Origin of the sequence: Streptomyces sp. CWNU-52B, from assembly GCF_047444975.1 — a bacterium.
Classification (GTDB): domain Bacteria; phylum Actinomycetota; class Actinomycetes; order Streptomycetales; family Streptomycetaceae; genus Streptomyces.
Map to the genome: position 1 here is coordinate 15,633 of NZ_JBLFJV010000064.1, position 24,344 is coordinate 39,976.

Consider the following 24,344-nt stretch of genomic DNA (forward strand, 5'->3'; position numbering starts at 1 on the left):
GACACCGAAGCACGCGACACCTGAGCCGGCCGTACACCGAACGACCAGCGCAGCCGCGCCACTCGATGCCCCCAGCGAAGATGCCCCAGGGCCCCGCCAGATGCCCAGTCGCCGAACCGAGCATCCAATAAGATTGGGATAGAAAACTGCAGGTCAGACGGCCATCCCTTTGGGCTTCTCATTCCACCGCGCTGGAGATTCTCAATCGATGTCACCAAGCCTTCTCATCTGATGCCATCGGATCCGTACTGTGACCAGCAGAGATGCATGGCATCAGAGTGAGAACTGATGGTGACACCGAAATGAGAAGTCGCAACGTACTCCAGCGTCACCGTATCGCCCTGCTCGATCGCCGTGTCGCGGGCGTCCTTCAACGCGATGCGGAACTTTTCCAGCAGGTTCTCCGTGGCCCCGGAGGTGTACGACTCGTGGATCTGAGGAGGCGCGCACAGCTGGTGCTTCGGGCTGGACAGGCGCAGCAGGAGGCGCAGCGTCGGCTCGGTGACCCACAGCGGGCCGGGCTCGTCCCTCTGGCCGATCGGGTTGGGCAGCACCGCCTCGTGCTCCCACTCGGGCGGGGTGATCAGGTGGACTCCGGAGCGGCGGCGGTCGTGGGCCAGGTCGGTGGAGTGCTCGAGCTGACCCAGGGGGAGGTGCGTCTTGAGGGCGGATAGGTAGGCGCCGTTGATGTCGAGCGCGGTCACCTCATGCCGGCCGGGCGGGAGTTCGTGACGGGTCCACTTGGGGCGGGCCTCCCAGATCTGGTCGGCGCCGCGCGCGGTCTGCTTCTTGAGGATGTCGGGGATCCAGGGGTGCGCGATCACGTCGTAGCGGGCGCCCTTGCGGGTCTCGTCCAGCAGTCGCATTGCGTCTGGGATCGCCCGCTTCAACAGCGCCGCCGTGGCTGCGTCGACGTCGCCCCGGTGCTCGGCGAGCACGCCCTGCACGGCCTCGCGGATCAGGTCGACCGGGCCGGACGGCTCCTGGAACGCGTGGCGGGCTGGGCTCTTGGAACGCTCCGTTGCACGCACCGGACGTGCCGTGCGCAGCGGCGCTTTCGGAGTTTGCGCAGTGGGCTGTTCAGCAGGTGGGGCAGGCGCGGCAGCGGGGGCTCCAGTGGCGGTGGGCTGGCAGTCGGCCGGGGCCAGGTGCTGAGCGAACCCCGCCACGCGCTGTCCGGCCGGACGGCCGCACAGCACACACGGCTCGGGTACAACGAGCAGCTCTACGTCGTCCCTGTCCTCGTCCTGCCCGGGATCCGGCGAAGACGAGAGGGTAACGGTCGCGGCCGTGTCTGACGTGAGGGGCTGCTCCGCAGCCGACGCCGGCACCGCCGTGGTCTCGGTCTCGGTCTCGGTCTCGGTGGCGAGCTTGGTGTTCAGCCCGTCCAGCAGGTACGCGTATTTGGTGCGGATCTCGCCGGCCGGGTCCCGGCCGCTTTCCCATCCGCTCAGGGTGGACGGGCTCACCCCGAGCGCACGGGCCACCTGCGCCTTGGACAGCCGAGCCCGCTCCCGCAGCTCGCGGCGCACCTGGCAGGGCGGGAGTTCGGCCTCCGGACCGACGGCGTCAAGCAGCGAGTCGATCGCGTCGAAGTCGCTCACCGGCTCGCCCCCTTCGCCTCGGTCCGGACGGAACGACGCCTGCCGGTGGGCAGCGCCTCGCACGCTCTGGTCGGACCCGCCAGCAGGTCCAGCGCGCCGATGCCGTAATGCTCGGCCAGGACGTCGACGTCGCGCAGGCTCCATGAGATGGCGCCCGACTGCCGGCGCGACACCTGCGTCTGCGTCAGCCCCAGCGCCCCCGCAACCGACCGCTGCGAGTCACCCGTCACCTGCATCAACGCGGCCACCGTCAGCCGCAGCGACTCCTCCAAGCTCAATCCCATGCCGCCATCTTACCTGAATCTATGCAACTTTCGCATCTATATCAGCTTTTTACTATCAATAATGCAGGAAAGCTTTCACCGTCACACAGGGACTGAAGGTTCTCGAGCAAGCGGGTGTCAGCAATCCGGGCCGCCCTGATCCCGCGGAATCCGTCGGGCCGCGCGCCGGGCTTCCCGTTTCACCTGGCGCGCCGCTTCCACCGCACGATCAGACAGGCACCGCGGGCACACGAGGTCGACGACACGGCGGCGCAGGGCCCGGCGCAACCGAAGCCCGGGCGGCGGCGGCCACCCACGGCAGTGGCGGCGCACCGTACGCACTCCGGTGCCCAAGAGCGCCCCGACCACGGAGGCGTTGTCGGCGTAGTTGGCCAGGAGGAACGCCATCTGCGCCCGGTGGCCGGCCGGGAACCGGGCTGCGAACTCGGTCCGCTCTTCCGGCTGGAGGAGCGCGTCGTGGCGTTCGCAGCGCGGCCTCGTCTTGTTGTTCCGGGCGATGCCCGGGGAGCTGATGTTCATAGCTCAAGAAGCCTGCCGGGGGCCGTCTGTGGACAGCGGGCGGCCACTGAGGGCTTCTCGGATGTGCCGTCACCGGCAGGGTCGGCGCCCGTCACACTCGATGCTGCACCGTCCCGGATCATTGCGATCCGTACCGCCGCTCCCCCGTGCGCTCCTTCCAGGCGGAGGCACCGAACGCCCAGAACCCGCCCGGAGTATCACTGTGGTGGCTGGGGACTGGCCGATGCTCCTTCCGGATGCTCGTTGATCCAGGACAGGCCGCCGATGTCGAGGCGGTGCCGGGTGCGGGTGACGGCCACATAGGCCAGGCATGCCTCCTTGTCGTCGATCTGGCGGGCCGTCCCCTGCCCCGTGTCGTGCAGCGGGCCGTCGGAGGGTGGCGTGAAGTCGTCGGCGATCTTCACCTGTGCCCATTCCCGGCCTTTGGCCTTGTGCGCGGTGGAGACGGTTACCTCGGACTGGTTTTCGGGGGCGAGATGGGCGACGGCGGCCAGGATGGCGTCAGCGCCGTGGGTGTCGACCAGGTCGACCAGGGGTTGCAGGTCGCGCCCGGCGGGGTCGTGGGCGGCGTAGTCCTGCAGGTCGCCCCAGGTGGTGAACAGCACCAGTTCGGGGTGGGTGGTGCGGCGTCCTTCTTTGAGGTCGCGGGCGGCCAGGGCCAGAGCGCGCAGGCTGTCTCCTCCCCCGGCCAGTGCGACCCGGTGTCCGCCGGACAGGAGGTCCATGACCTGGGCCATGGAGCCGACGTTGGTGCGGCACAGCACGGCGTCGGGCCGGCTGACGGGGCCGAGCTCGGTGGGCACGGTGTCGGTACCGGTGAGGCGGATCGGGGCGTCGGCGATGGCCAGCCAGCGGTTGGCTTCCTCGGCGAGGCGGGGGCCGAAGCGGAAGGACTGGGAGAGGGCGAGCTGGGTGCCGTCGAAGCCGGTCATGACGTCTTTGGCACCGCGCCAGTGATAGATGGCCTGGGCGGAGTCGCCGACCATGACCAGCTGGGCGTGGTCGCGTTGGGCGAGGAAGATCTGCTCGACGACGGGGTTGGTGTCCTGGGCCTCGTCGAGGAGTAGGAAGTCGGCTTCGATCTTCGGCTGGGTGAGGGCCCAGATTTTCAGGTAGTGGTCGTGATCGAAGCGGACGGCGCCGTCGTCGGGGTGTTGCAGATCCATCCAGGCTTTACGGGCGAACGGGACGACGTGTGCGGCGAGTTGCGCGTGCAGGCTGGGCTCTTCCAGGCCGCGCAGTGGCGGGACGTGGTGGCGGGTGATCGTCGTATCGGCGGTGTGGCAGAAGCGGGCCACGGTGCGCAAAGTGACGTAGGAGAGGGTCTTTTGGGACAGGTCGCGGTCGCCGATGCGGAGGGCTTTGGTGATGCCGAGGGCCTGTCCGGTCTGCCAGGCGGGGCGGCGGGGGGCGTTCAGGCGGCGGGTGTAGCAGTGGCCGACGGCGGCGTAGGCCAGGGCGTGTGCGGTCTTGCACAGGACGCTTTTAGGGAAGCGCGCGGTGGCGTCCTGGGCGATGGCCCGGTTGTAGGCGAGGTAGCGGCCGCGGCGCTGGGTGGCGTGGGCGAGCTGGGCCAGCGTGGTGGTCTTGCCGGTGCCCGCGCCGGCTTGCAGGGCCAGGTGTTCTCCGGCGTGGAAGGCGGCGGCCGCGGCGGCCTGTTCATCGGTCGGCTTCAGCACGGCGCGGCTCCGGAAGTGCGGGTCAGAGCGTGCCCGACGGCCGCGATGAGATGGGCGGGCGTGGTGTGGGCGAGCAGTTGCTGCAGGGCCCGGTCGAGGCGATCGGCCTCGTCGCTGGCGTGCTGGGCCAGGGCCCGGTGAAGGGCCAGTTCCACGAAGCGTTGGGGTGTCTGTGCTGCGCGGTCGGCCGCTGCCGCGAGGGCGGTGTGTGCGGCGGGCGGGAAGGCGACGTTGAGCAGGATCTTGCCGCTTCGGTCGGGGTAATGCGTGGTGATGACGTCGATGGGCAGCCGTGTGCCGACCTGGCGGCGCAGTCGAGTGAGGGCCTTTCCCGGGGTTTTGGCGCGTACGACGGTCATGAGCCGGGTGTCGTCGAAGTTGGCGGCGAGCGGCATCGTGCGGCCGGCGTGATGGAGTTCGGCCGCGGTGAGGGATCGGGTCAGGGTGATTTCCAGGGCGTGGTGCGCCATCGTCATGCCTCGCCTCTGGGGTCGTGCGGGAGGCGCGTGCGGATGTGCGCTGCGTGCAGGAGGGGGTCGAAGACCTGCCATCCGGCCAAGGCAAGGTCGGCGGCGTTCGGGGCGGCGGCATGAGCGGGGCAGCGCTGGGTGCGCCAGCGCAGCTGCTCCCCGTACGGCAGGCGGCTGAGGTCGTAGAGGGCCATCAGCCCGGCGGGCAGGGTGAGTTGGCTGCGCTGCGGGCTGGCAGGCAGGAGTGCCCAGACCCCTTTGGGGGCGTCGAGGGCGAGGACGGGCAGCGGGCAGCGGCGGCGGTGCCGGGTCTGGGCCACACACCGGATGTCCTCGACCGGCCGGTCGGCGAGATAGCGTCCCAGCAGCAGCTGCACGACGGGACGGGCAGGCCAGTCGCTGGGGGTCGCCGGCTCACGCTCGGGCGCGGGTGGCATGGACGGGGCGAAGGCACCTGAGTCGATCAGGCGCCGGGAGCGGACGCCGAGTTGGCGGCGCATCTCCTCGACGTGGGTGGTCAGGCGGGCAGTCGGGGTGCGGCTCGGGCAGAGCACGGCGTGCGGGATGCGGCACCAAGCGCTGCCGTCGCCGTGCGGGTGGGCGATGCCGCAGCTCAGATGCCAGCGGCAGGAAGCGGGGACGTGAGCGACGGCGAGTTCGGCGGGGTGCAGGGCGATGGGGCGCCGATCGGCGCGCTGGTAGAAGTCGATGTGGTTGCCGCAGGCGCGGCAGCGGCCGCTCTGACCGGCGCGCAGCAGACGGCTGGGGCTGGTGGCGGCCACCCGCAGCGGACGGCGTACCGGCACTGGGCGGGGGCCGCCGTCCCAGTGGCAGCCAGTGGAGGCGGAGTTGGGGCACATGGCGGTGAAGCTTCCAGACGACGCGCCGCTGCACCGGGACAGCACCTCAGAGTGTCCTACGGATGGCGCAATCCGGGGGAACGCCCGCACGACTGAACGAACGTGCGCTCGATGCCGGGTCGCCTGTTCAGGTGATGTCGCGCCGGGGTGGCGGAGGGGCCTGACGGGCGGTTCAGAGTTGCGGCGTGCCGGGTGGGGCGTGGTCTGCGCAGAGGGAGCCGAGGAGCTCGTCGAGGGAGACGTCGAGGGCGTGGGCGAGAGCATGCCAGGTGGTGACGCTGCCGGTGGTGTGGCCGTGTTCCAGGTCGATGAGAGTGCGCCGGGCCAGGCCGCTGCGGCGGGCGAGTTCGTCGAAGGTCCAGCCGCGCTCGCCCCTCAGCCTCGCCAGCGTCACACGCAACGCGAGGAGGTCGGGATCGGGCGGCAAGATCGTCACTTCACCATCCGACGGTGCAGAACCCTGCCCTGTCAGTGCAGACCTCTGCACTATTTGCTAGGGAAGGAGTGACACTCGGCGGTGCTGGAGTAAGTGCTGCAGCGTGCCCCGCTCCCGCCCCGGACGACGCCTGGGGCACGCCCGTTCGACGGCACGGATCAGATCGGAGGAAAGCGAGCCCGATGAGGCTCTCCACGCACGAGACGGTGCAGCGCATCTGGACGGTACGGTTGCACCCGCAGCCGGGCGGGCCGCTGCTGAGCTGCCCTCAATGCACACTGCACGGCTACCGGCTGCCGGCCGCCTCGGCCCGCTCCGTTGCCCTGACGCACCTGGCCCGCCACGCCCGGCGGGACGTGCTGCCCAGGCATTTGCGGACCTGCCAGTGCCGGGCGCGAAGCTGCTCCTGGCACCCGCGTCATCGCGGCTGCGCCGGCCCCGTGCTCCTGGCGCTGACCTGCGACCGCAGCGGCCGCGTGTGGCGCCTCGCGGATGCATGCGCCGCCTGCGCGGCCGCCACCACCAACACCGCCGTCGTACCCGACACCCTGCTCGCCTCCACACGCGCGCGGCGGGCCGGTCCGGCAGCCAGGCCCTCACACGGACCGGGCGAGCGGCTGCGCGTGCGGGAAATGCTCACCTACCTCGGGGTGGCGCTGCCCTGCTACTCCTCCCCCGCCGCCCGGCTGCTGGCCCTGCAATGCGCCCTGCGCGCCGACGGCCGAGGCCGCGTCCGGCTCCCCAACGGTCTTCTGCGCAGCATGCGGCTGCACGGCCGTGCCGAACTCTGGAGCGAACTGGAGCATGCCGGGTGGCTCCGCTGTTCCCTCCCGCTGCGTCCTCACGTGGAAGCGCGTCTGCTCGATGCGGACATGCAGACCCAGACGTCCGGTCGCGGCGCCCGCGCCCGCGCGGCGCACTGGGCCTTGCGCCCTGTTCCGCTGGTTGCGCCGCGCGGAGTGTCTCCCGCGGTGCAGCTCACCGCTCTGGTCCTGGCGGCCCATACGTCCGATGGCGTCGGAAGTGCGGAACTCGACGTCCTTGCCCGGCTGGGCGGTCAATCCCCGCAGCAGGTGGAGGACCTCCTCGACCAACTGGTCCGCTGCCGCCTCCTGGCCGCCTGGCAGCACCTCAGGGAGCACGACGAGATCTCCTGGCGCCTCCCCGAACACAGCGCACCGAGCAGTGCCCCACCAGGAAGGTGACCTCGCGGCGGGCCTGTTGTCCCGCTCCGCCCACACTGCCGGGACTGCCTTGCGCTCACCTGGAAGATGAGGTTGGGGACACTCCTTCGATGCGAGCAGCCGACGCCGGCCCGCACAGGCTCCGTGACCGCCCCCAGGGCCCACGGAGAGGAGCTGGAGGACGGGGCCAAGGTCAAACTCGGGTGTTCTTGTCCAACAGCAAGAGCAGGCACGGGAAGTTCAGTGCTGACAAGGTCGCCGCGCTGGCTGCGCTCGGGCTGGAGTGGGCGAGTACGTAGGACATTCGAGGAGGTAACGACAGTACCTCCTCGAATCTCACGATCCGATCTTCAAGATATATCCATAAATGAGGGCAAAACTAGCCTTTCGGCGGCAACCTATCGTTGGGCCTCGTCCACAGGCGCGAGGTCCGCGGTGAGTGCCAAGTGGTCAATGACGTCCAGGCAGCGGTCTCGGTCAGTTGGACTGCCCTGCCGGTCCAGGCGCAGCAACAAGGGGAGGAGGTAGCGCCCGGTCAACCGTGCGTCAGTTCCTTGGGCTGCTGCTTGCTCGCATGCCTCGATCGCGGCCGGGGGCCGGCTGGTCTGCTGGTTGAGGGTGTTGAGGAAGGTCCTCTTGTTCTTCGGGAAGGCCTTGCTGCGGGTGAATGTCTGGACGAAATCGTTCAGGGCAGCCGCTTTCAGTTGCTTGATATTGAAGGTGGCTCTGGCTGCGCTGTCACGGATGGTGGGGTCGGTGTCGTTGAAGAGGTCGGCCAGCCATGGGAGGGAGAGCTCTGGGTGTTGGGCGAAGACCTGGGCCGCACCGTTTCGTACGGGCTCGCTCAGTTCCTGAACCGTGGCAGGGAGGTCTGGTGTCAGGACTCCCCAGAGCGCGAGGCAAGCCCAGGCCTGGCCGCCGCTGTTACCGGCATCCGCCGGAAGCGACAAGGCTTGGAAGAGGTGAGGGCTGAAGCGGGACGTGTCTTGTTGCAGGGCCGAGATCAGCATGTCGCGCACGGTGTGGGCACCATAAATGTCCGCGGTAGTGGAGGCCAGTAGTTCGTCCGAGAGGTCCATGGCGGTGTCGGGGCTGTACTTGCGGAGTGCATGTACAGCCTGTGCGGCGCAAGCCCGCACAGCCGGTGACGGATCCTTGGCCAGACGCTTCACAATCGGCGTCAGTGCGGACTGAACCGCCCCGGGTTCGGTAGAGACCTCAGATTGTGGTTTTGGCCGGGTTTTTTGTGAGTTCTGTGTAGTAGTTGGTCTCGTACTCGACGGGTGGGACGTGGCCTATCTCACCGTGGAGTCGTCGGTGGCAGTACCAGTCGATCCATTCGGCGGTGGCCAGGTCAACCTGGGAGAGGGTCTTCCAGGGCCGGCGCGGCTTGATCAACTCGGTCTTGAACAGGCCGATCGTGCTCTCCATCAGGGCGTTGTCGTACGCATCTCCGACAGAGCCGATCGAGGCCGCGATGCCGGCCGCGTCCAGGTGTTCGGCCAGCTTGAAACTGGTGTACTGGCTGCCCGCGTCGCTGTGATGTATCAACTCGCCGCGAACATAGGGATACTCGTCGCGGTCGCGCTGCCACAGTGCCATCTCCAGAGCGTCCAGGACGAGCTGGGTCTCCTTCGACGTCGCGGCGGACCAGCCGACGATCCGGCGGGAGAAGGTGTCCACGACGAAGGCGACGTAGACCACGCCGGCCCAGGTCGCCACGTGCGTGAAATCCGCGACCCAGCAGCGGTTCGGTGCGGCGGCGGCGAAGTCGCGGTCCACCCGGTCCGGTGCCCGCTCGGCCTGCTGGTCCGGAATCGTGGTGATGACCCTCTTGCCGCGGACGGCGCCGGCGATGCCCAGCTCGCGCATCAGTCGTTCGACGGTGCAGCGAGCCACCGTGTGACCCTGCCGGCTCAGCTCCCGCCAGATCTTCCGGGCCCCGTAGACGCGGTAGTTGGTGGTGTGGACCTGGCGGATCAGCTCCTTGAGTTCCGCGTCCCGCACGGCACGGGCAGACGGGGCAGCCAGGCGTTTCTTGTGGGCGTAATAGGTGGAAGGGGCGATCTTGCAGTCGTGCCCGGTGAGGGTTCTACAGATCGGCTCGACGCCGCCGAAGCGGTCCCGGTGCTCGTCGATGAACGCTACGAGCGTGCGTGTGGCCGGTCGGGCTCGGCCGCGAAGAAACTTGCCGCGGCCTTGAGGATCTCGTTGGCCCGCTTCAGCTCGGCGTTTTCCTTCTTCAACGCCTTGAGCTGGGCGGACTCCTCCGTCGTCGTCCCCGGACGCGTCCCCGCGTCGATCTCCTGCTGCTTCACCCAGTTCCGCAGCGTCTCGCGGGAGCCGATGCCGAGCTTCTCGGTCACCGCCTGCAGAGCGGCCGTCTCGTTCGGGTAGCCGTCGCGCACCTCGGCAACCATGCGCACCGCACGACGGCGGAGCTCAAGCGGGTAACGGGAAGGTCGTGCCATGACTCGATCCTTTCATGAAATCGAGCCTCTATTCGAGCCGGGGCGGTTCAGTGTACCGCTTCGTGTATTTGCTTCCCACCTGGCGCTACTTCCTCTGGAACCTCAGGTCCCAGTCTCCAGGTGTCCACGATCAAGGGGAAGGTTCACGGTTCCGCACAAGCCTCACCGACTGACCAGAACTACCACCCAGTACAACTGAACAACACCAGGCCGCAATCAAGATCAATAAGCACATCATCAGCTACGCCATACCGGTCGCGGGCGGCATCGCCGCGAACCTGATCGCCGAAGCGCTCGGCACGCCGAACCAGCCCGGCGAGCGGGCGAACGTGACGGCGTTCGTGGTCCGCCGGCTCATCTCGCGCCGTCTGCTGACCGAGCTCAGCGGCAACCCGAAGGATCGCTGATCAACCCCGCCCAGGCCGCATAGACGTGTTCAAAATTCGGGGTCAAGGCCCATCACCGATCGACGGCCGGTCTGGGTGGACTATCCGCACAAAGAGCTGATCACGCGGCTCTTGGCGGACACCTGCGAGATCTGTGGAGCCACGGGCGATGTCCAGGTGCATCACATCCGTGCTCTCGCCGACCTCGCACATGCCGGATGGCCGCCGTCCGACTGGACGCGAGTCATGCTGGATAGGCGCCGCAAGACCGTCGTGGCCTGCGACGCCTGCCATGACCGCATCCATCAGGCACAGGCAGCCAGATCATTCACGCCGTGATCACGGGAGAGCCGGATGACCGAGAAATCGTCATGTCCGGTTCGGCGGGAGGCCGCGCGGAACAGGACCTGCCACGGCAGACACCTCGCCGCGCGGCCGACCCAACTGGATGGATCATGATGCATCGCCGCCTCGCCCGCGACTATGAGACCAAACCGGCGCACTCCGAGAGTGTGATCCGCCTCGCGATGATCTCCAATCTCGCGAAACGAGCAACGGGCGAAACGCTCATAACTTGGCACAACCCATGACCTATCAGGTCTTCAACCGGAACGACCTCTGAGCGTTCTGAGCTGGGTTCGATACCGCTGCCGCCGTAGCCCCAGGCTAGTGTCTGGGGTATCTCGATTCCTTGGAGCATCCGTGCGAAACGATGGAAGGGCTCGTGGGGACCGACACTCGACGCGTGATTCCGGGCCGGCGGTGGTGAGCCGAGAAGCCGAGACCGCGGACATCATCCGGAGAGTGGGCACGGACAGGTCCCACAGCGACGTTTTGATCGTCACGGGTGAACCCGGTGCCGGGAAGAGCACGCTGCTCGACCTCGCGGCCGATCGCTCACGGGCCACGGGCGGCCGAGTGCTGCGGGCGGTGGGAAGCGGATCCGAGGCGCACCTCGGATTCGCCGGTCTTCATCAGTTGTTGCGCCCGGCACTCGCTGAAACACAGGGACTGCCGTCGCGGCAGCGCTCCGCGCTCCGCGCCGTCCTGGGGCTCGAAGAGTGTGCGGAGACTCCCGACGCGATGCTCGTCGGTCTGGCGGTCCTGACCTTGTTGTCGGACCTGGCGGAAACCGCCCCGCTGCTGGTGGTGGTCGACGACGCCCAGTGGATCGACCGCGCGTCGCTGGACGTTCTCGCGTTCGTGGCGCGACGCATGGACAGCGAGCCTGTCACACTGCTGGTCGGAGTCCGCAGCGCGGCCGCCCTGCCTGGGTTCGACAAGGGTTACGAGCGCCTCGAACTCGGCCCGTTGGACGCTGAGGCGGCCAACCTACTGCTGGACCGGCAACCCACGCCGCCCACCGGCCGAGCCCGGGTGCGGATCCTCCAGGAGGCGGCCGGCAACCCGCTGGCCCTGGTGGAACTGGCACACGCCACCGCAACCCGGCACCCCGAGGGCATGGGTGTGCAGGGCCCGCTGCCGGTCACCGAACGACTGGAGCGGATCTTCGCGGGGCACACGGCGGACCTGCCGGAACCGACCCGCCGCATCCTGCTGCTGCTCGCGGCCGCCGATGCGGCGGACGCTCCGGCAGCGGCCGTGGGACTTCCCGAGGCGGACGACGGGGCATGGGTACCCGCGGACCGGGCCGGTCTTGTACGCCAGGACGGATCCCGGATCTCCTTCCGTCACCCGCTCATCCGCTCCGCCGTCTACCATGCCGCGTCGTTCGAGGAACGCCGCCAGGCCCACCTCGCTCTCGCGGAGTTGCTGCGCGAGGAGCCCGACCGCCGCGCCTGGCACCTCGCCGCCGCGACCGTACGCCCCGACCAGGACGTGTCGGCCGCACTGCAGCAGACGGCCGAGCGGGCCCGGCGCCGGGGTGGCTTCGCGGCCGCGGCCGCGGCCCAGGAGCGCGCCGCGGAACTCAGCCCGCGCCGCGAGGACCGGGCGCGTCTTCTGGCCGACGCCGCCACCACCGCCGTCTTCACCGGTCAACTCGGCTGGGTGGAACAACTGGCCGCCGCAGTCCGCCAGTGCACCGACGACCAGGCACTGCTGGGCAAGGCCGCGCTGGCCACCGGGCAGCTCATGTCCCTGGGCTCCCAGCACACAGTAGCCTTCGCTCTGCTCATTCGTGTTGCCGACGAGGCGACGGACACCCGGTCGCCCCTCGTTCTCGACGCGCTGGCCGCGGCGGCACTGGTCCGTTACTACTCGGGTGAGGAGTCCCAACGGCGACAGATCCAGAGCCTGCTCCCCCGCATGCCCGACGATGCCGCCGCGGCGGCGCTGCGCGCCTGGGTCCTGGCCGTCTCCGACCCCAGCAGCGCTGGAGCCTTCCTCACACCGGCCCTGCCCGGGCTCATCGCCGCGGCCAAGGGCGACGCCAGTCGCCTGACCGCGCTGGCCGTCGTCGCCTGGCTGCTCGACCAGACCACCCTCGCCGCCAGGACCTTCGACGAGGCGTTCGACCAGTGGCAGGCCCGTGGACGGCTCCCGGACGGACTGGGATGCGCGGCCGGCTGGACCCGCCTGGAGCAGGGCCGATGGGCCGAGGCCCGCTCGGTGGCGACTGCCATCGCGGCCATGGCATCGTCGGCCGGGCTCGACCATGCCGAGGCGTGCGCTCGCGCACTCGATGCCACGGTGGCCGCTCTGCTGGGCGACCCGGCCACCGCACGCCGGCTCGGCGAACGGGCCTTGGCTCTCGTCGATCCGCTGGAGAGCCGCTCCGTCGCGGTCTTCGCGCGTCGGGCCCTGGGAATGGCAGCCGTGGCCGAGGGCGACTACGACACCGCGTACACGCAGTTCCGCTCCGCGTTCACCGATGACGGCGATCCGGTCCATTACCACGTCTCCTACACCCTCCTGGCCGAACTGGCGGCGGCCGCCGTCCGCCGAGGACGACAGGAGCACGCCGCGGAGCTGCTGGAACGGTCAGCGCGACGCCTCGGGACAGGCATGTCGGCACGGGTGAGGACACTGATCGACCGGGGCCGCGCCCTGCTGGCGGAACCCGAGCACGCGGAGCCGTTCTTCCGCGCGGCGCTCAAGGAACCCGCAGGTGAGCAGTGGCCGTTCGAACGGGCTCAGACACAGCTCGACTACGGGGAATGGCTTCGGCGGCAGCGCCGTATCGCCGAGGCCCGTCCGCTGCTGAGCGCCGCCCTCGAAACCTTCCAGCGCCTGGGAGCGCGGCCGTGGAGCGAGCGGGCACAGGCAGAACTTCGTGCCGCCGGCATCGAGGCCGGCGACGTCGTACCCACCGCCTTCGCCGAACTCAGCCCCCAGCAGCAGCAGATCGTCCAGCTGGCGGCCCGTGGCCTGACGAATCGTGAGATCGGGGAAAAGCTGTTCCTCTCACCGCGCACGGTCGGGTCTCACCTCTACCGGGTGTTCCCCAAGCTCGGCATCACCGCCCGCTCACAGCTCCGCGACGTGGTCGAAGGCGTCCTGTCGGGTACTGGCGTCCAGGGCTGAGCGCGGTTTCCCCCTCGTGGCAGCGGGACGCACTCCTGGAAGCCCGCTACGGGCAGCCTGCGACCGTTCCATCGCGGTTCACGAGCCGATGTGTGCCGCACTGATCGAAGGAGGCTTCCGGCTGGACCAGCTACGCCTGGTCGTCGCCATGGTCGAGTTCCAGGCGTTCGGTCTCGCCCAGGGACTGCCGGCGCCGGCCATGTCCGACCACATCCGCAAGATCCTTCCCGCCTCCACCGCATCGGTGGACCACTCAAGCTACGACCTGGCCACCGCGACCGGGTCCTCCGTGGCCATGGTCGTCGGCGGCCTGGAAGCGAGCCGGTCCCACCCCGGTGGGCCGTGAGCACTCCGGCACCACTGCGGCCGTCACGGCGAGCGGCCACGGGCGTTCGACCGTCACATCCAGCAGACCCACTCATCGCAACGTCCGCGTCGAGCACGGCATCCCACACCTCAACCATCGGCGGGCTCTGGCCCGCCACCAGAGCCGACGCGAACCCTTCGACGAACTCGTCCCCGCTGTCGCGGGACTCGCGTCCATCCGTCGACCGTCACCGCACCCTGCCTCAGCGGGGTGGGCAACACCCCGCATGCCCCGTCGCCATGCCTCGGGCCAACCGTGCACGAACTCGTGGGGATGGTCATCCTCGCAGGTGTTGACCGCGCTGGGCATGGCCGATCCGGAGTCGGCCCACGAGGCCGCCTCGGAACGGGCGAACGACCGGGCGAACGCGCAGGGTGCGGAAACCTGAGACCTGACGAAGACGCTCCGGGTGTCGAGTGCCCCTCGACCACCTGACAGGTGTCCGTCCCAAGTCCATGCACCGCCTGGCCCTCTGAACCGTCAGCCATTGCCACGGGTACAGACCCGTCCGGCGCCGCGCGGTCGTCAACGCCGACAACGGACGCGTCGTCTCGCTTCACCGTCCAGACCACCGCCGGCCACCCCACGCTCCTTCATCTGCCATCTGCGTGCCGCGGAACCGCCGAGAGCAGTCACCTGACGCATACCGGAGGGATTCCCGCGTACCGAGACTGACGAAGCGGGCGGTGGCCGGCCAGAACCTCGAGACGCCCCTGGCGGTCGTGCACCCGCGAAAGGACCTACGGAGCACCATGGTGGCAAGGACAACGGCAGCACTGCGGAACCGCCTCGCCGCCTTTGACCCCGGGCTCACGCGTCTGACCTCCGCGACGCGCGCCGTGCTCGGCACAGCCGCGGCGCTTGCCGTGCTGGCAGCGCTGCGAGCACCCGAAACGGTGCTGGTGGTCGGCGGTTTCACCGCGATGACGACGTCATTGGCGATCAGCGACCTGCATCCGCGCAACCAGCTCATCACCCTCGGGCTGGGCGCTCCGCTCTCTCTCGCGTCCCTGGCCGCCGGAGCTGTGCTGACGCCGTACCCGACGGCAGCCAAGCTGATCTTCTTGGTGGTGATCCACCTCGCCGTTCAGGCCCGCCGGTTCGGCTCTCGAGGGCTGGGCCTGGGGGTCTTCGGGTTCATGTTCTTCCTGCTGTCTCAATTCGTCCAGGCCCGAGCGGACCAGCTTCCGCAACTCGGGGCATCGGTACTCGTGGCTTTCGGGGCTGTTACGACCGTGTGGTATTGCGTCGGCCCCGTCACGGCGGCTGGAGCTCTGGGACGGCTGCGGCACGCATTCGACGTGCGTCTGTACGACGCCCTCCGGGACACGGCCTCCGTGGTCACCACCGGGCAGGACGACGGCACCCGCAGCCGTCTGCTGCAGGAGCACCTCGACAGACTGCGCGCAGCCGCGCTGCTGATCGGGGACTTTTTCGACGAGCGCGCAGTCGACGAGGGCACCGAGGCCCCGCTGCGGCACATCGGTCGTGTGGAGGTGGCCGCGCAGCGCCTGGCCGTACTCACCCTCCGCGCGGTCCGCACGCCGGCGGCCCGCAACGATCTGGCGGAACGAAGGGCGCGGCAGCGGCTCGCGCAGCGGATCCGGGCTCTCGGGCACCGGGTCACCGCGGGAACGGCCCGTACATCCGAACCGTACGAGGAGAGGGACGAAGGCGGCCCGGCGAACCGGTCGGCCGGCTCCGCACATGTGCAGGACTGCTTCCTGGCGGTCGACGAACTCACCGCAGCCCTGCGGGTTCTCGGCCCACGCGGCCGCCCAGCGGGGTTCGGGACACCTCCGCACAAAGCCGCCCCATCAGCCTTGGGGGCGGTGCCGCGCAGGGACACGGACGCCGAAGGCCTGAAGCGCCAAGTCACCCGCCAGGCGGTCCAGGTGACAACAGCCTCGGCCCTCGCGGTCGCGGGCGGTCATCTTCTGTCTCCGCACCTGTGGTACTGGGCAGTGGTGAGCGCATGGGTCGTCTTCATCAGGACCGAGAGCACCGGCGAGGTGCTGCTGCAAAGTGCCCGGCGGCTGGCGGGCACTGTCCTCGGCGTGGTGTTCGGCTACGGCCTCGCCGCCCTGGTCGGTGGAGACGGCCCAGTCCTCCTGATCCTGCTCCTGCTGTGCATGTTCGGGATCTTCTACACCCCGTCACGGGCCTACTGGGCCGTGACGTTCTTCATCACCGGCACCCTGAGCATGCTGCTCGCGCTGCTGGACACCTTCTCGACGCACGTGCTGCTTCTGCGTGTCCAGGAGACCACGCTGGGAGTGACCTGCGGAGTCCTCGCCGCCGCCCTCGTCCTTCCCCTGACGGTCCGCCGGGCCAGTGACGAGGAGCTGGTCGGTTTCCTGCGCGTCCTCGACCGCCTCCTTCAGGTCATCGCGTCAGGAAGCACGGACGCGGAATCCGCGGCGAGCCGGGTCCGCGCGGCACACGACCTCGACCAGGCACTGGAGTCCTTCCGCAAGGCGTCCCTGCCTCTGACCCATCCGCTCAATCCGCAGCGCGGCCGACGGCACCACACCCGCCACCTGCTGGAACTCCTTGAGGCCGGCGCGTACCACGCACGTGGCCTGGCCGCCACGGCCGAGCGTCTCCCAGCGGGCAATGCTTCGGAATGCGCCTCCCGCCTCACCGCCGCGGCCGACCGCGCGCACGAGACCGTCGCCCACCTGATCCGCGTCACCGGCCATCGCCCGGGATTCTCCTCGCACACGGCACGCCCCAGAGTCGTCAGGGCACTGTCCCTGCTCTCGGAGGAGCCGCCCGTAAGCCGCAACCGGCCGTCGCTGGAGTGTCGCCTGCAGCAGCACATCAGTCGCCTCGACGCGACCTTGACCGCGCTGGTGCGAGCTGCGGACCCGCTCGTCCCGGACCCCGGCCGCACCACCAGGGTCCCGCCCGAGAGCGTTGACATCCCGTCGCCGCACGGGCCGGCCCCGGCTGTCGCGGTGCGCTGCGTCGCTCTCGAGGACCAATGCAACGCCCGAGCCGTCTGACACCCGCCAGAACGCGTCACGGGGTGACCGCGGACCCGTGCATTTTGCTGATGTGCAGGCATCAAAGCCGTCGGCGTGAAAGGCAGGGATAGTCACCGCACACGACACGGCCGACAAGCGGGCATACGGATCCGGCTGCCGGCTCGTCGACGCGGCGGCGAGGTGGCGAGGTGGCGAGGTGTCCACGAACTCGCGAGCTCATCCGTCAGACATCCGGGAACGGAACTGGAAACGGGGAGCCGCCTCGCCCTCTCACCTGGCCTGGCCTGGCCTGGAAGAGGAAAAGTGCCTGTTCAGAGCCGTACGCACTGGTGCAGTCACGTGACGGATACCGCGCCGCTGAAGTCGCTCGTACGGTTGGGTAAACCCTACGGACTCCAAGGAAATCACGTGGAACAGATCACGCTCGGCAACGTCTCCATCACCCGCGTCTGGGAATATTTCGGGTCCGTCGAAATGGAGCCCCACGCCTTCTTCCCGGAAAGCTCGCAGGAAGTCTGGAAGGGCGGCGTCCACTGGCTGGCCCCCCATTTCCTGGACTCCGAGACCAACATCGTGAATTCCGCGATCCAGACCTGGCTGCTGCGCAGCGGAGGCAAGACCATCCTCGTCGACACCGGTGTGGGCAACCACAAGGAGCGCCCGTACGCGCCGGTCTGGAGCCACCTGGAGACGGACTTCCTGGCCAACCTCGCTCGGGCAGGTGTCCAGCCCGAGGACGTGGACATCGTGATCAACACGCATCTGCACATCGATCACGTCGGCTGGAACACGTACCTGGACGGGCGGAGTTGGGTTCCCACCTTTCCCAACGCCACCTATCTGATGCCGAAGGACGACTTCGACTTCTGGAACCCGGCGAACGGCCACGAGCCGCTGCCCGGCCGCGGCAACCAGAACGTCTTCGAGGACAGCGTGGACCCGGTGCACCGGGCCGGCCAGACTCTGCTGTGGGAGAACAGCCATCAGATCGACGCCGACCTGCGCCTGGACGCGGCTCCCGGACACACCCCCGGCTCCTCCGTGCTGACTCTCAGCTCCGGGACGGACCGCGCGGTGTTCGTCGGTGACCTGCTGCACAACCCGGTGCAGATCGTCGAGCCGGACGCCAACAGCTGCTTCTGCGAGGACCCCGCGGGCGCCCGCGCCACCCGCCGCAAGGTGCTGGGCTGGGCGGCCGACCACAACGCGCTCCTGATCCCCGCGCACCTGGGTGGTCACGGTGCCGCCGAAATCGCGCGCAACGGCAACACGTTCGACATCAAGGGCTGGGCGCCCTTCGCCCCGTACTCCGAGCAGGGCTGACGCCCAGGAAAGGCCTAGCTGTGAGCCACGAACCCGAGCCCGTCGTCACCACCGCACAGGGAGCCGTCCGCGGTCTCCGTCAGGACAACGGCACCGCCACCTTCCTCAACATCCCCTACGCCGCTCCTCCGATGGGCGCCGGCCGGTTCGCCCCTCCGCAGCCACACGAGCCCTGGGACGGCGTACGGGACGCCACCGTGCCCGGCCCCAACGCCCCGCAGTCCGAGCGGAAGCTCGGCGGCATCGACATGGCCCCCTACTTCGGTGCCGGCTGGAGCCGTGGTGAGGACTACCTCACCGTCAGCGTCTTCCAGCCCGCCACCGCGGACAGCGGCCTGCCCGTGATGGTGTTCGTCCACGGCGGCGGGTTCGTCGCCGGATCGACGCGGTCCGCGCTGTACGACGGTTCCGCCTTCGCCCGCGACGGCGTCGTCCTGGTCACACTCAACTACCGGCTGGGCATCGCCGGGTTCCTCGACATCCCCGGGGCGCCAGCCAACCGCGGCCTGCTCGATGTGGTCGCGGCGCTGCGCTGGGTGCGGGAGAACATCGCGGCCTTCGGCGGTGACCCGGACGCCGTCACCCTCTTCGGCCAGTCGGCCGGGGCGACCGTCGTCGGGGGCGTCCTCGCCACCCCTGCGGCCGCGGGCCTGTTCCGCCGGGCGATCGTGCAGAGCGGCAGCGGTCTGGGGGCGTTCACCTCCGAGCAAGCCGCCCGTGTCACCAGGGCCGCGGCCGAGGAACTGGGCATCGGGCCGCACACCGACGCCTTCGCGGACATCTCCGACGAGCGCCTGGTGGAGGCCGCCTACCGGCTCGCGGGCATCGACCTGCAGACCGAGACACACCACGATCCGCTGATCGGCCTCAGCCCCTTCAGCCTGGTGCTCGACACACAGCCCGCCGTCTCCGTCGGCGCCGGCCTGAGCTCTGATGTCGACCTACTTGTCGGGACCAACACCGAGGAGGGAAACCTCTACCTGGTCCCGGTGGACAAGTACGCCACCTCGACCGCCGACGATGTCGACGATACGGCGGCGCGCTCGCACCCGAGGCCCGCGCGGCTCGTGGAGACGTACCGCACCACCCGCCCCGAGGCGTCCTTCGGGGAACTGCGGTCGGCCGTCATGGGCGACGCGCTGTTCGGAGCGGGCAGCTGGGCCCTGGTCGGCGCACATGCCGCCCACCCCCAGTCCGCCACGTACAGCTACGAGTTCGCCTGGCGGTCCCAGGCCCTGAGCGGGGACCTCGGCGCCACCCACACGATGGAACTCCCCTTCGTCTTCGACATCGCCGAACTCCCGCAGCTGGCGGGTGAGGGCGCCCTGCTCGGCCCCGACAAGCTCCCCGGGAGCCTCGCCACCCGCACGCACGAGGCCTGGATCCGCTTCGCCAGGACCGGCAACCCCGGCTGGGACCAGTACGACACCACACGCCGAACCACGATGCGCATCGACGCCGAGTGGACCCAGGTCGACGACCCCCGCAGCCAGGAACGACAGGCCTGGGCCTGACCCCGTCGCACAGATCGCTCTGTGCGCCCTTCCGTCAAGGACACACCATGAAAACCGTCATCACCACCGAGAACGCACCCACTCCGGCGGCCCCGCTCTCCCAGGGCATCCGCAAGGGCCCGATCCTTCAGGTCTCCGGGCAACTCCCGCTCGACCCGGCCACCGGCGCGGTCGTCGGCACCACGGTCGCCGAGCAGACCACCCAGACCCTGCGCAACGTCACCGCCGTACTCAAGGCGGCCGGCGCCGGACCGAAGGACGTCGTGATGCTCCGCGCCTACCTCACCGACCCCGCCCACCTGCCCGAGCTGAACGAGGCATACGCGGCGGCTGTCGGCGAACCGTTCCCCGCCCGCACCACCGTCTACATGCAGCTCCCTCCGGGACTGCTCGTGGAGATCGACGCCCTGGCAGTCCTGGACGACTGACTCGGCTACAGGGCAAGGCCGGTCCGGCACGGCCCCGGGGCCGTGCCGGACCGGCCTCCATCCCTGAAAGAAGAGGGGGACACGATGGATGACCGCCTGTCGGGAGCGTGCGTCAACCTGAGGGTCGCACCGGTGAAGCTGCTGGACGCCTTGTGCTCCCTGTCGGGGCGCCCTGCACCGCCCTCCGGTCCTCATCCGGCACGGCGCGTCTACGGGCGCGTACTTCACGCAGCGACCTCGCTGCCGCTGGGCGCGCTGCAACCGGGTGACGTGAGCGCGGCCACCGAGGTGCGCGCCGGCCTCCTGAACGCCCACGTCCCGCCCCTGTCGGACGCGGTCGCCCGTTGCGTCCAGCACACGGTCGACGACCTGGGGCCCGCCGACCTGTGGACGCTGGCACGCTGTACCGCCGTGACCCGCGACGACCTGGCCTGGGGCGCCACCGCGTCGCTGGCGCGAGTACGCCTCGAACAGCCGGACTCTCTGGACGACATCGCCGCGCAGGTCATCGTGGACGAAATCGCTGAACGGACCCCATGCCGGTGGGGCCGTCTCCACTGCGACACGGCTCGTGCCGCGCTGTACCGGACTATGGCCGACTTCGCCGATGTCCTCCTGGAAGTGTCGGAGTCCTCCCCGACGCCCCTGGCCTGGAGCACCGACGACGACGTGAGGCGTTCCTCTGCCGTGATCGGCGGAGTGGTCCACGACGTACTGGTCCAGAACACGCAGAACCCGCCCTCCTCCCAACAGCCCGTCTGGCACCACCCCTCACCCCCTGCCGCACACACTGCCTGGCAGTGGCGTATCACGAACGGACCGACCGGCCGCGCTTCCCACGGGTGCGGGCCCTTCCCTTCCGCGCTCGCGGCACGGCACGCCGCCGAGTGCGCGATCACGGCCCTCGCCGCCGGGAGATGCAGCCTCTGAGCGGCGTCGGCAGGTGAATCCGTGCCGATCCCGGACCACCCCACACCGCGCCCCCAGGGCTGCCGAAGCAGGGATCTGCGCGCTGCGGCACGAGCGAGCACGATCGCCCCGGCCTTGGACTTAACCGCCTCCGCAGTGCACCGCGTCCTGCCCCGCCACGACCTGAACCGGCTGCGCTGGATGGACCGGCCCGGTGGAACGCCTGGATCGCACCCTGCTCGACGTACGCCCGTACGCCAGCAACGCTGAACCCACCGAAGCCCTGGCGGATTTCCCGCACACCTACAACTGTCGCCGGTGCCACACCGCACTCGATGGCCGACCGCCCGTCAGCAGCGTCAACACGCCTGCGGGTCGATACGCCTGGTCCTCCTCGCCGGAGAGCTCGAGCAGGGGCCCACCCCCCTGGCGGACCGAGCGGCCGTATGCAGGGATGAGTCCGGACGTGGAGAACGGGGCGTCCTCGCAGAGCGCACCCGGATCCGCTCCGGCAGGCGTACGCCGACAGCCGGGCCGTGAGGACGCCGCCGGAGGAATCGCCCGCGACGACGACGGTCGCGGCACCACCAGGGTCATGAACCGGACCAGGTCGTTGCCGAACGTGTCGAGACCGCGCTGCCGTTCGCACAGGAGCCGCACCGGGTCACCGGCCAGCACATCCTCCGCGCCGTGCGCGACGGCGACGAGGCCGTTCTCGTCGAGCGCCTGTCCGCACGGCACTCGGCAGAGGTAGCACACCGGGTCGGCGGTCGCCTCCTTCTCACCGGAGCGGCAACGGCATCGCCCTGCCGACACACGCCCCCGAGCGGGTGCGGAGAAGGCGCCGCGGCCCTGAGTCGGCGCGGCGCTCCTGCGCTGGCTCAGGGCCGCCGTCCGCACGGAGGGCGTCTACGCCATGACGGTGCCCCACTCCCGGCGTTCCGGGCAGCCCACCACCCTGTCGACCGTCGCCGCCCCGAGCCTGGACCCTCGCGGTGATGCGCTGGGCGCGCTGTCCCTGGTCGCCCTCGACGAGGGCGGAATTCGGGCCGCCGCCGCTCGGACGGCGCTGCGGCGACGGGCCTGTCGATCCCCCGGGCCGTTGGGGCGGTGAACCGTGACTCGGTCGAGCGGCAGACCGGAGCCCACGGCGCCGGGTCCCGATCTCACGCGCCTGACAACGGCCCGTGAAGCCGTCAGGGGCTCAGGAATCGACGAACTTGTCCGCCAGACCCCGTTCCAGGTAGTCCTCCGGCAGATCCTGGATGACGAGTTCGGCTTCGGTGCGCTCGGTGTGCAGCCGCCAGTAGGCGTCGGCCATCGTCTGCGGCTGGGAGTCGTGGCCGCCTTGGCCGATGAAGGCGGCGATCGCCACGTGCGCGGCGTAGACGCCGGTGCCGGAGAGCGCCGCGTGCAGGTTGAGGATCCAGTTGCGCAGCCCGCCGGTGGCGATCTGGACGTTCGCCACGTGCGGGGCGATCACCGGCCCCGACCCCGCCCCGCTGCTGACCAGGATCGTCCCCGTGCCGCGCTCCAGCATGCCGGGCAGGACGTGCTGCACCGCCGCGACACCGCCGAGCAGGTAGAGATCCAGCTGGGACAGAGCCGAGTCGACGGTGACCTTCGTGGCTTCGACCAGCGGCGCCCGGCGAAGATCGGCCAGGGACGGCGCGGGCGAGTACTCGAGTACGTCGATCGGTCCCAGGCGCTCCTCGGCGGCGGCGAGCGCCGCGTGCAGAGCGGGACGGTCGGTCACGTCGGCGGGGAACACCTCGGCCCGCACGCCCCTGTCGGACAGGTCGTCGGCCACCGCCTGCAGCGTCGTACGGTTGCGGGCGATCAGGGCCACGTCGACCCCCTCGGCGGCGAACCGCCGGCCGATCGCGCGTCCCAGTTGCGGGCCTGCGCCCACGATCGCGAGCGTGCTCAATTCGCCACCTCGTTACCCTCGTATCGACATTCCGGACTGCGGATGTCGGATCTTCGATGCATGCCGGAACAACGGTAGGAAGCGCGAGGTCCCGGCGCCTCGGACCGGTGCGTCAGCTCGAACAGGAGATTCGCGACAACGATGAGCGGCACTTTCTCAGCAGACGTGAGCGGCGCGAACGCCTTCAGCGACTTCACACACGAGTGGCGAAGCCGGATGGGCGAGACCTTCGCTCTGGCGCCCTTCCGCCGGGCGACCATGTCCGGCTTCTCGGCGCGGTCCCGCGGGTTCCGAGTGCGGGACATGATGTTCAACCGCTTCGAGACCGCGGCCGCCCTGCGAACGGCGGGCCGACGGGTCGGGGCCGACGATCACGTACGTCTGTGGATCGTCCACCGGGGGTCCTGGCGGTTCGAGGAACCGGGAGGAGCCGAGCACACGGCACCGGCCGGCCGCCTACTGGTACAGACCGGAAGGCTGTCCCACTTCTCCGCGGCGCCACACACCCTCGTGCAGGTACTCGTCCTGCCCGCCGCAGAGGTGCGCCCCGCACGGGGCGGTCCGGCCTCCGGTCCGGCCGACACCGCCGAGGTGCGGCTGTTGACGGCGCACGCCTCCATGGTGGGCCGGATGCTGGACCGTCTCGGGCCGGCCGGCGCCGACGCCGCCCGCAGCACCCTGGCCGAGTTGGCCCGGGCCGCCGCCGGAGGCGGCCTGGACGACGTGGAGCCCCTGTTGTCGCCGGCCCTGGCCCAAGCCGCGCGGGACCTGGCCGACCGTAGGCTCACCGACCCCGACCTGTCCCCCTCGGCTCTCGCCCGGGAGCTGAACGTCTCTCCACGTACCCTCCAACGGGCCTTCGCCAGGGAAGGCCGACCGCTGAGCACCTACATCCGGCGCCGCCGCCTCGAGGAGGCATGCCGCGAGCTCGTCGCATCGCACGGGCGCGGGACCGTCACGGAGATAGCCGCCCGCTGGCAGTTCGCCGACAGCGGCCACTTCGCCCGCGCCTTCCGCAAGTACTACGGCCGGACCCCGACCGACTACGCCGCGACCGCGACCGCTGCCCGTGAGACGGATGCCACATAGCTGTGCGGGGCCGGTGCCGCCACCCGTCCACGGCGGGGACGCCAGGGTCAGCCGGGGCCACCACCAGCAGACAGCGCTGCGGCGACGACGGCTCCGCCGCGGGTGGTGTCGCGGTCGGGGGTGTGGTGGCGGGTGAGGACGCGGGTGCACAGGTCGAGGGCTTCGCCCGGGTTGAACACGTCGAGGCGGACGGCGGCGACGTCGTGCCAGCCGGTGGCACGGCGTGTGGTGACCAGAACCAGGCCCGCCCGGCAGGCGGTCCAGGAGCGGGCGGATGCGGCCGGGTGTCGACAATCTTTGCCGGATACCGAGGGTGAAGGAACCGGGTAAGTCGATCAAAGCGGTTGGGGCAGAAGTGCCAGGCCGGTCTCGCAGAGGTGTGCATCTCCTGGTGCGTGGCGTGGTCCGCCGGCCC

23 protein-coding genes and 3 pseudogenes are annotated in these 24,344 nt (G+C 69.8%); 13 read left to right on the forward strand and 13 right to left on the reverse strand.

The features are described 5' to 3' along the window. Window positions 1-224 precede the first annotated feature (224 nt). The 7 genes from ACLVWQ_RS39220 to ACLVWQ_RS39250 all read right to left on the reverse strand — a co-directional run bounded on the left by ACLVWQ_RS39220 (window position 225) and on the right by ACLVWQ_RS39250 (window position 5,852). Window positions 225-1,604 (reverse strand): helix-turn-helix domain-containing protein, encoded by a 1,380-nt coding sequence (locus ACLVWQ_RS39220; protein WP_414114106.1) that lies wholly within the window; start codon window positions 1,602-1,604, stop codon window positions 225-227. Continuing rightward, the gene (locus ACLVWQ_RS39225; protein WP_414114107.1) at window positions 1,601-1,888 is read right to left on the reverse strand and encodes a helix-turn-helix domain-containing protein; all 288 of its coding nucleotides are present in this window, start codon (window positions 1,886-1,888) and stop codon (window positions 1,601-1,603) included. The genes ACLVWQ_RS39220 and ACLVWQ_RS39225 overlap by 4 nt, the downstream gene beginning before the upstream one ends. A 117-nt stretch (window positions 1,889-2,005) precedes the next feature. Continuing rightward, window positions 2,006-2,407, reverse strand: coding sequence for a hypothetical protein (locus ACLVWQ_RS39230; protein ID WP_414114108.1), 402 nt, complete (start codon window positions 2,405-2,407; stop codon window positions 2,006-2,008). A gap of 197 nt (window positions 2,408-2,604) precedes the next feature. After that, the gene (locus ACLVWQ_RS39235) at window positions 2,605-4,083 is read right to left on the reverse strand and encodes a UvrD-helicase domain-containing protein (RefSeq protein ID WP_414114132.1); all 1,479 of its coding nucleotides are present in this window, start codon (window positions 4,081-4,083) and stop codon (window positions 2,605-2,607) included. Beyond that, entirely contained in the window at window positions 4,080-4,562 is a 483-nt protein-coding gene (locus tag ACLVWQ_RS39240; RefSeq protein ID WP_414114109.1) for a hypothetical protein, read from the reverse strand. Before ACLVWQ_RS39240 ends, ACLVWQ_RS39235 begins: the two co-directional genes overlap by 4 nt. Further along, a complete protein-coding gene (locus tag ACLVWQ_RS39245; protein ID WP_414114110.1) occupies window positions 4,559-5,416 on the reverse strand; it encodes a DUF6083 domain-containing protein in 858 nt (285 codons plus the stop codon). The genes ACLVWQ_RS39240 and ACLVWQ_RS39245 overlap by 4 nt, the downstream gene beginning before the upstream one ends. 172 nt (window positions 5,417-5,588) lie before the next feature. Next, window positions 5,589-5,852: a helix-turn-helix transcriptional regulator gene (locus tag ACLVWQ_RS39250; RefSeq protein WP_414114111.1), complete on the reverse strand. Its 264-nt coding sequence runs from the start codon at window positions 5,850-5,852 to the stop codon at window positions 5,589-5,591. Between the two features lie 182 nt (window positions 5,853-6,034). Here ACLVWQ_RS39250 and ACLVWQ_RS39255 point away from each other — a divergent pair, with 182 nt between their 5' ends. Next, window positions 6,035-7,057 (forward strand): hypothetical protein, encoded by a 1,023-nt coding sequence (locus ACLVWQ_RS39255; protein ID WP_414114112.1) that lies wholly within the window; start codon window positions 6,035-6,037, stop codon window positions 7,055-7,057. A gap of 377 nt (window positions 7,058-7,434) precedes the next feature. Here ACLVWQ_RS39255 and ACLVWQ_RS39260 read toward each other — a convergent pair whose 3' ends face one another. From ACLVWQ_RS39260 to ACLVWQ_RS39270, 3 genes and pseudogenes are all read right to left on the reverse strand, one after another. Next, window positions 7,435-8,055 carry a hypothetical protein gene (locus tag ACLVWQ_RS39260; protein ID WP_414114133.1) on the reverse strand — a complete coding sequence of 207 codons (621 nt, stop codon included), beginning with the start codon at window positions 8,053-8,055 and terminating at the stop codon, window positions 7,435-7,437. A 96-nt stretch (window positions 8,056-8,151) separates the two neighbouring features. Beyond that, window positions 8,152-8,208, reverse strand: a pseudogene (locus tag ACLVWQ_RS39265) (hypothetical protein); the annotation flags it as partial. A gap of 46 nt (window positions 8,209-8,254) precedes the next feature. Then, window positions 8,255-9,507 (reverse strand): IS3 family transposase gene (locus ACLVWQ_RS39270; RefSeq protein WP_414114113.1). Its coding sequence is split into 2 segments (ribosomal slippage): window positions 8,255-9,228 and window positions 9,228-9,507, totalling 1,254 coding nucleotides; the frame shifts between segments, so codons are not numbered across the junction. Window positions 9,508-9,989: 482 nt separating this feature from the next. Here ACLVWQ_RS39270 and ACLVWQ_RS39275 point away from each other — a divergent pair. The 10 genes and pseudogenes from ACLVWQ_RS39275 to ACLVWQ_RS39320 all read left to right on the forward strand — a co-directional run. Continuing rightward, window positions 9,990-10,232: a hypothetical protein gene (locus ACLVWQ_RS39275; protein ID WP_414114114.1), complete on the forward strand. Its 243-nt coding sequence runs from the start codon at window positions 9,990-9,992 to the stop codon at window positions 10,230-10,232. Window positions 10,233-10,339: 107 nt separating this feature from the next. Next, window positions 10,340-10,483 (forward strand): annotated as a pseudogene (locus tag ACLVWQ_RS39280) (IS5/IS1182 family transposase); the annotation flags it as partial. A gap of 112 nt (window positions 10,484-10,595) precedes the next feature. Continuing rightward, window positions 10,596-13,379, forward strand: a complete 2,784-nt coding sequence (locus ACLVWQ_RS39285; protein ID WP_414114115.1) for an AAA family ATPase — start codon at window positions 10,596-10,598, stop codon at window positions 13,377-13,379. Between the two features lie 88 nt (window positions 13,380-13,467). Continuing rightward, complete coding sequence (locus ACLVWQ_RS39290) at window positions 13,468-13,725, forward strand: hypothetical protein (RefSeq protein ID WP_414114116.1); 258 nt, start codon at window positions 13,468-13,470, stop codon at window positions 13,723-13,725. Window positions 13,726-14,498: 773 nt separating this feature from the next. Beyond that, the gene (locus ACLVWQ_RS39295; protein ID WP_414114117.1) at window positions 14,499-16,754 is read left to right on the forward strand and encodes an FUSC family protein; all 2,256 of its coding nucleotides are present in this window, start codon (window positions 14,499-14,501) and stop codon (window positions 16,752-16,754) included. Between the two features lie 390 nt (window positions 16,755-17,144). Next, window positions 17,145-18,059: an MBL fold metallo-hydrolase gene (locus ACLVWQ_RS39300; RefSeq protein WP_414114118.1), complete on the forward strand. Its 915-nt coding sequence runs from the start codon at window positions 17,145-17,147 to the stop codon at window positions 18,057-18,059. A gap of 20 nt (window positions 18,060-18,079) precedes the next feature. Further along, on the forward strand, window positions 18,080-19,573 hold the full coding sequence (locus ACLVWQ_RS39305; protein ID WP_414114119.1) for a carboxylesterase/lipase family protein: 1,494 nt from the start codon (window positions 18,080-18,082) through the stop codon (window positions 19,571-19,573). A gap of 47 nt (window positions 19,574-19,620) precedes the next feature. After that, window positions 19,621-20,001 (forward strand): RidA family protein, encoded by a 381-nt coding sequence (locus ACLVWQ_RS39310; RefSeq protein WP_399450551.1) that lies wholly within the window; start codon window positions 19,621-19,623, stop codon window positions 19,999-20,001. A gap of 84 nt (window positions 20,002-20,085) precedes the next feature. Beyond that, window positions 20,086-20,931 carry a hypothetical protein gene (locus tag ACLVWQ_RS39315; protein ID WP_414114120.1) on the forward strand — a complete coding sequence of 282 codons (846 nt, stop codon included), beginning with the start codon at window positions 20,086-20,088 and terminating at the stop codon, window positions 20,929-20,931. Between the two features lie 187 nt (window positions 20,932-21,118). Further along, window positions 21,119-21,292 (forward strand): annotated as a pseudogene (locus ACLVWQ_RS39320) (IS481 family transposase); the annotation flags it as partial. Here ACLVWQ_RS39320 and ACLVWQ_RS39325 read toward each other — a convergent pair. Continuing rightward, complete coding sequence (locus ACLVWQ_RS39325) at window positions 21,214-21,651, reverse strand: hypothetical protein (protein WP_414114121.1); 438 nt, start codon at window positions 21,649-21,651, stop codon at window positions 21,214-21,216. The pseudogene ACLVWQ_RS39320 and the gene ACLVWQ_RS39325 overlap by 79 nt on opposite strands. A gap of 175 nt (window positions 21,652-21,826) precedes the next feature. Here ACLVWQ_RS39325 and ACLVWQ_RS39330 point away from each other — a divergent pair, with 175 nt between their 5' ends. Further along, complete coding sequence (locus ACLVWQ_RS39330; RefSeq protein ID WP_414114122.1) at window positions 21,827-22,024, forward strand: hypothetical protein; 198 nt, start codon at window positions 21,827-21,829, stop codon at window positions 22,022-22,024. 90 nt (window positions 22,025-22,114) lie between these two features. Here the strand turns inward: ACLVWQ_RS39330 and ACLVWQ_RS39335 are convergent, their stop codons facing one another. Next, window positions 22,115-22,840: an SDR family NAD(P)-dependent oxidoreductase gene (locus ACLVWQ_RS39335; protein ID WP_414114123.1), complete on the reverse strand. Its 726-nt coding sequence runs from the start codon at window positions 22,838-22,840 to the stop codon at window positions 22,115-22,117. A 141-nt stretch (window positions 22,841-22,981) separates the two neighbouring features. Here ACLVWQ_RS39335 and ACLVWQ_RS39340 point away from each other — a divergent pair, with 141 nt between their 5' ends. Next, window positions 22,982-23,929, forward strand: coding sequence for a helix-turn-helix domain-containing protein (locus tag ACLVWQ_RS39340; RefSeq protein ID WP_414114124.1), 948 nt, complete (start codon window positions 22,982-22,984; stop codon window positions 23,927-23,929). Between the two features lie 47 nt (window positions 23,930-23,976). Here the strand turns inward: ACLVWQ_RS39340 and ACLVWQ_RS39345 are convergent, their stop codons facing one another. Continuing rightward, window positions 23,977-24,108: a hypothetical protein gene (locus tag ACLVWQ_RS39345; RefSeq protein ID WP_414114125.1), complete on the reverse strand. Its 132-nt coding sequence runs from the start codon at window positions 24,106-24,108 to the stop codon at window positions 23,977-23,979. Between the last annotated feature and the right edge of the window lie 236 nt (window positions 24,109-24,344).

What these genes read in the sequence shown, in the direction of transcription:
- ACLVWQ_RS39225 (WP_414114107.1), bottom strand. Translation starts at nt 1,888, where the DNA reads ATGGGATTGAGCTTGGAGGAGTCGCTGCGGCTGACGGTGGCCGCGTTG.
- ACLVWQ_RS39230 (WP_414114108.1), bottom strand. Translation starts at nt 2,407, where the DNA reads ATGAACATCAGCTCCCCGGGCATCGCCCGGAACAACAAGACGAGGCCG.
- ACLVWQ_RS39240 (WP_414114109.1), bottom strand. Translation starts at nt 4,562, where the DNA reads ATGACGATGGCGCACCACGCCCTGGAAATCACCCTGACCCGATCCCTC.
- ACLVWQ_RS39245 (WP_414114110.1), bottom strand. Translation starts at nt 5,416, where the DNA reads ATGTGCCCCAACTCCGCCTCCACTGGCTGCCACTGGGACGGCGGCCCC.
- ACLVWQ_RS39255 (WP_414114112.1), top strand. Translation starts at nt 6,035, where the DNA reads ATGAGGCTCTCCACGCACGAGACGGTGCAGCGCATCTGGACGGTACGG.
- ACLVWQ_RS39290 (WP_414114116.1), top strand. Translation starts at nt 13,468, where the DNA reads ATGTGTGCCGCACTGATCGAAGGAGGCTTCCGGCTGGACCAGCTACGC.
- ACLVWQ_RS39295 (WP_414114117.1), top strand. Translation starts at nt 14,499, where the DNA reads ATGGTGGCAAGGACAACGGCAGCACTGCGGAACCGCCTCGCCGCCTTT.
- ACLVWQ_RS39310 (WP_399450551.1), top strand. Translation starts at nt 19,621, where the DNA reads ATGAAAACCGTCATCACCACCGAGAACGCACCCACTCCGGCGGCCCCG.
- ACLVWQ_RS39315 (WP_414114120.1), top strand. Translation starts at nt 20,086, where the DNA reads ATGGATGACCGCCTGTCGGGAGCGTGCGTCAACCTGAGGGTCGCACCG.
- ACLVWQ_RS39330 (WP_414114122.1), top strand. Translation starts at nt 21,827, where the DNA reads ATGACGGTGCCCCACTCCCGGCGTTCCGGGCAGCCCACCACCCTGTCG.
- ACLVWQ_RS39340 (WP_414114124.1), top strand. Translation starts at nt 22,982, where the DNA reads ATGAGCGGCACTTTCTCAGCAGACGTGAGCGGCGCGAACGCCTTCAGC.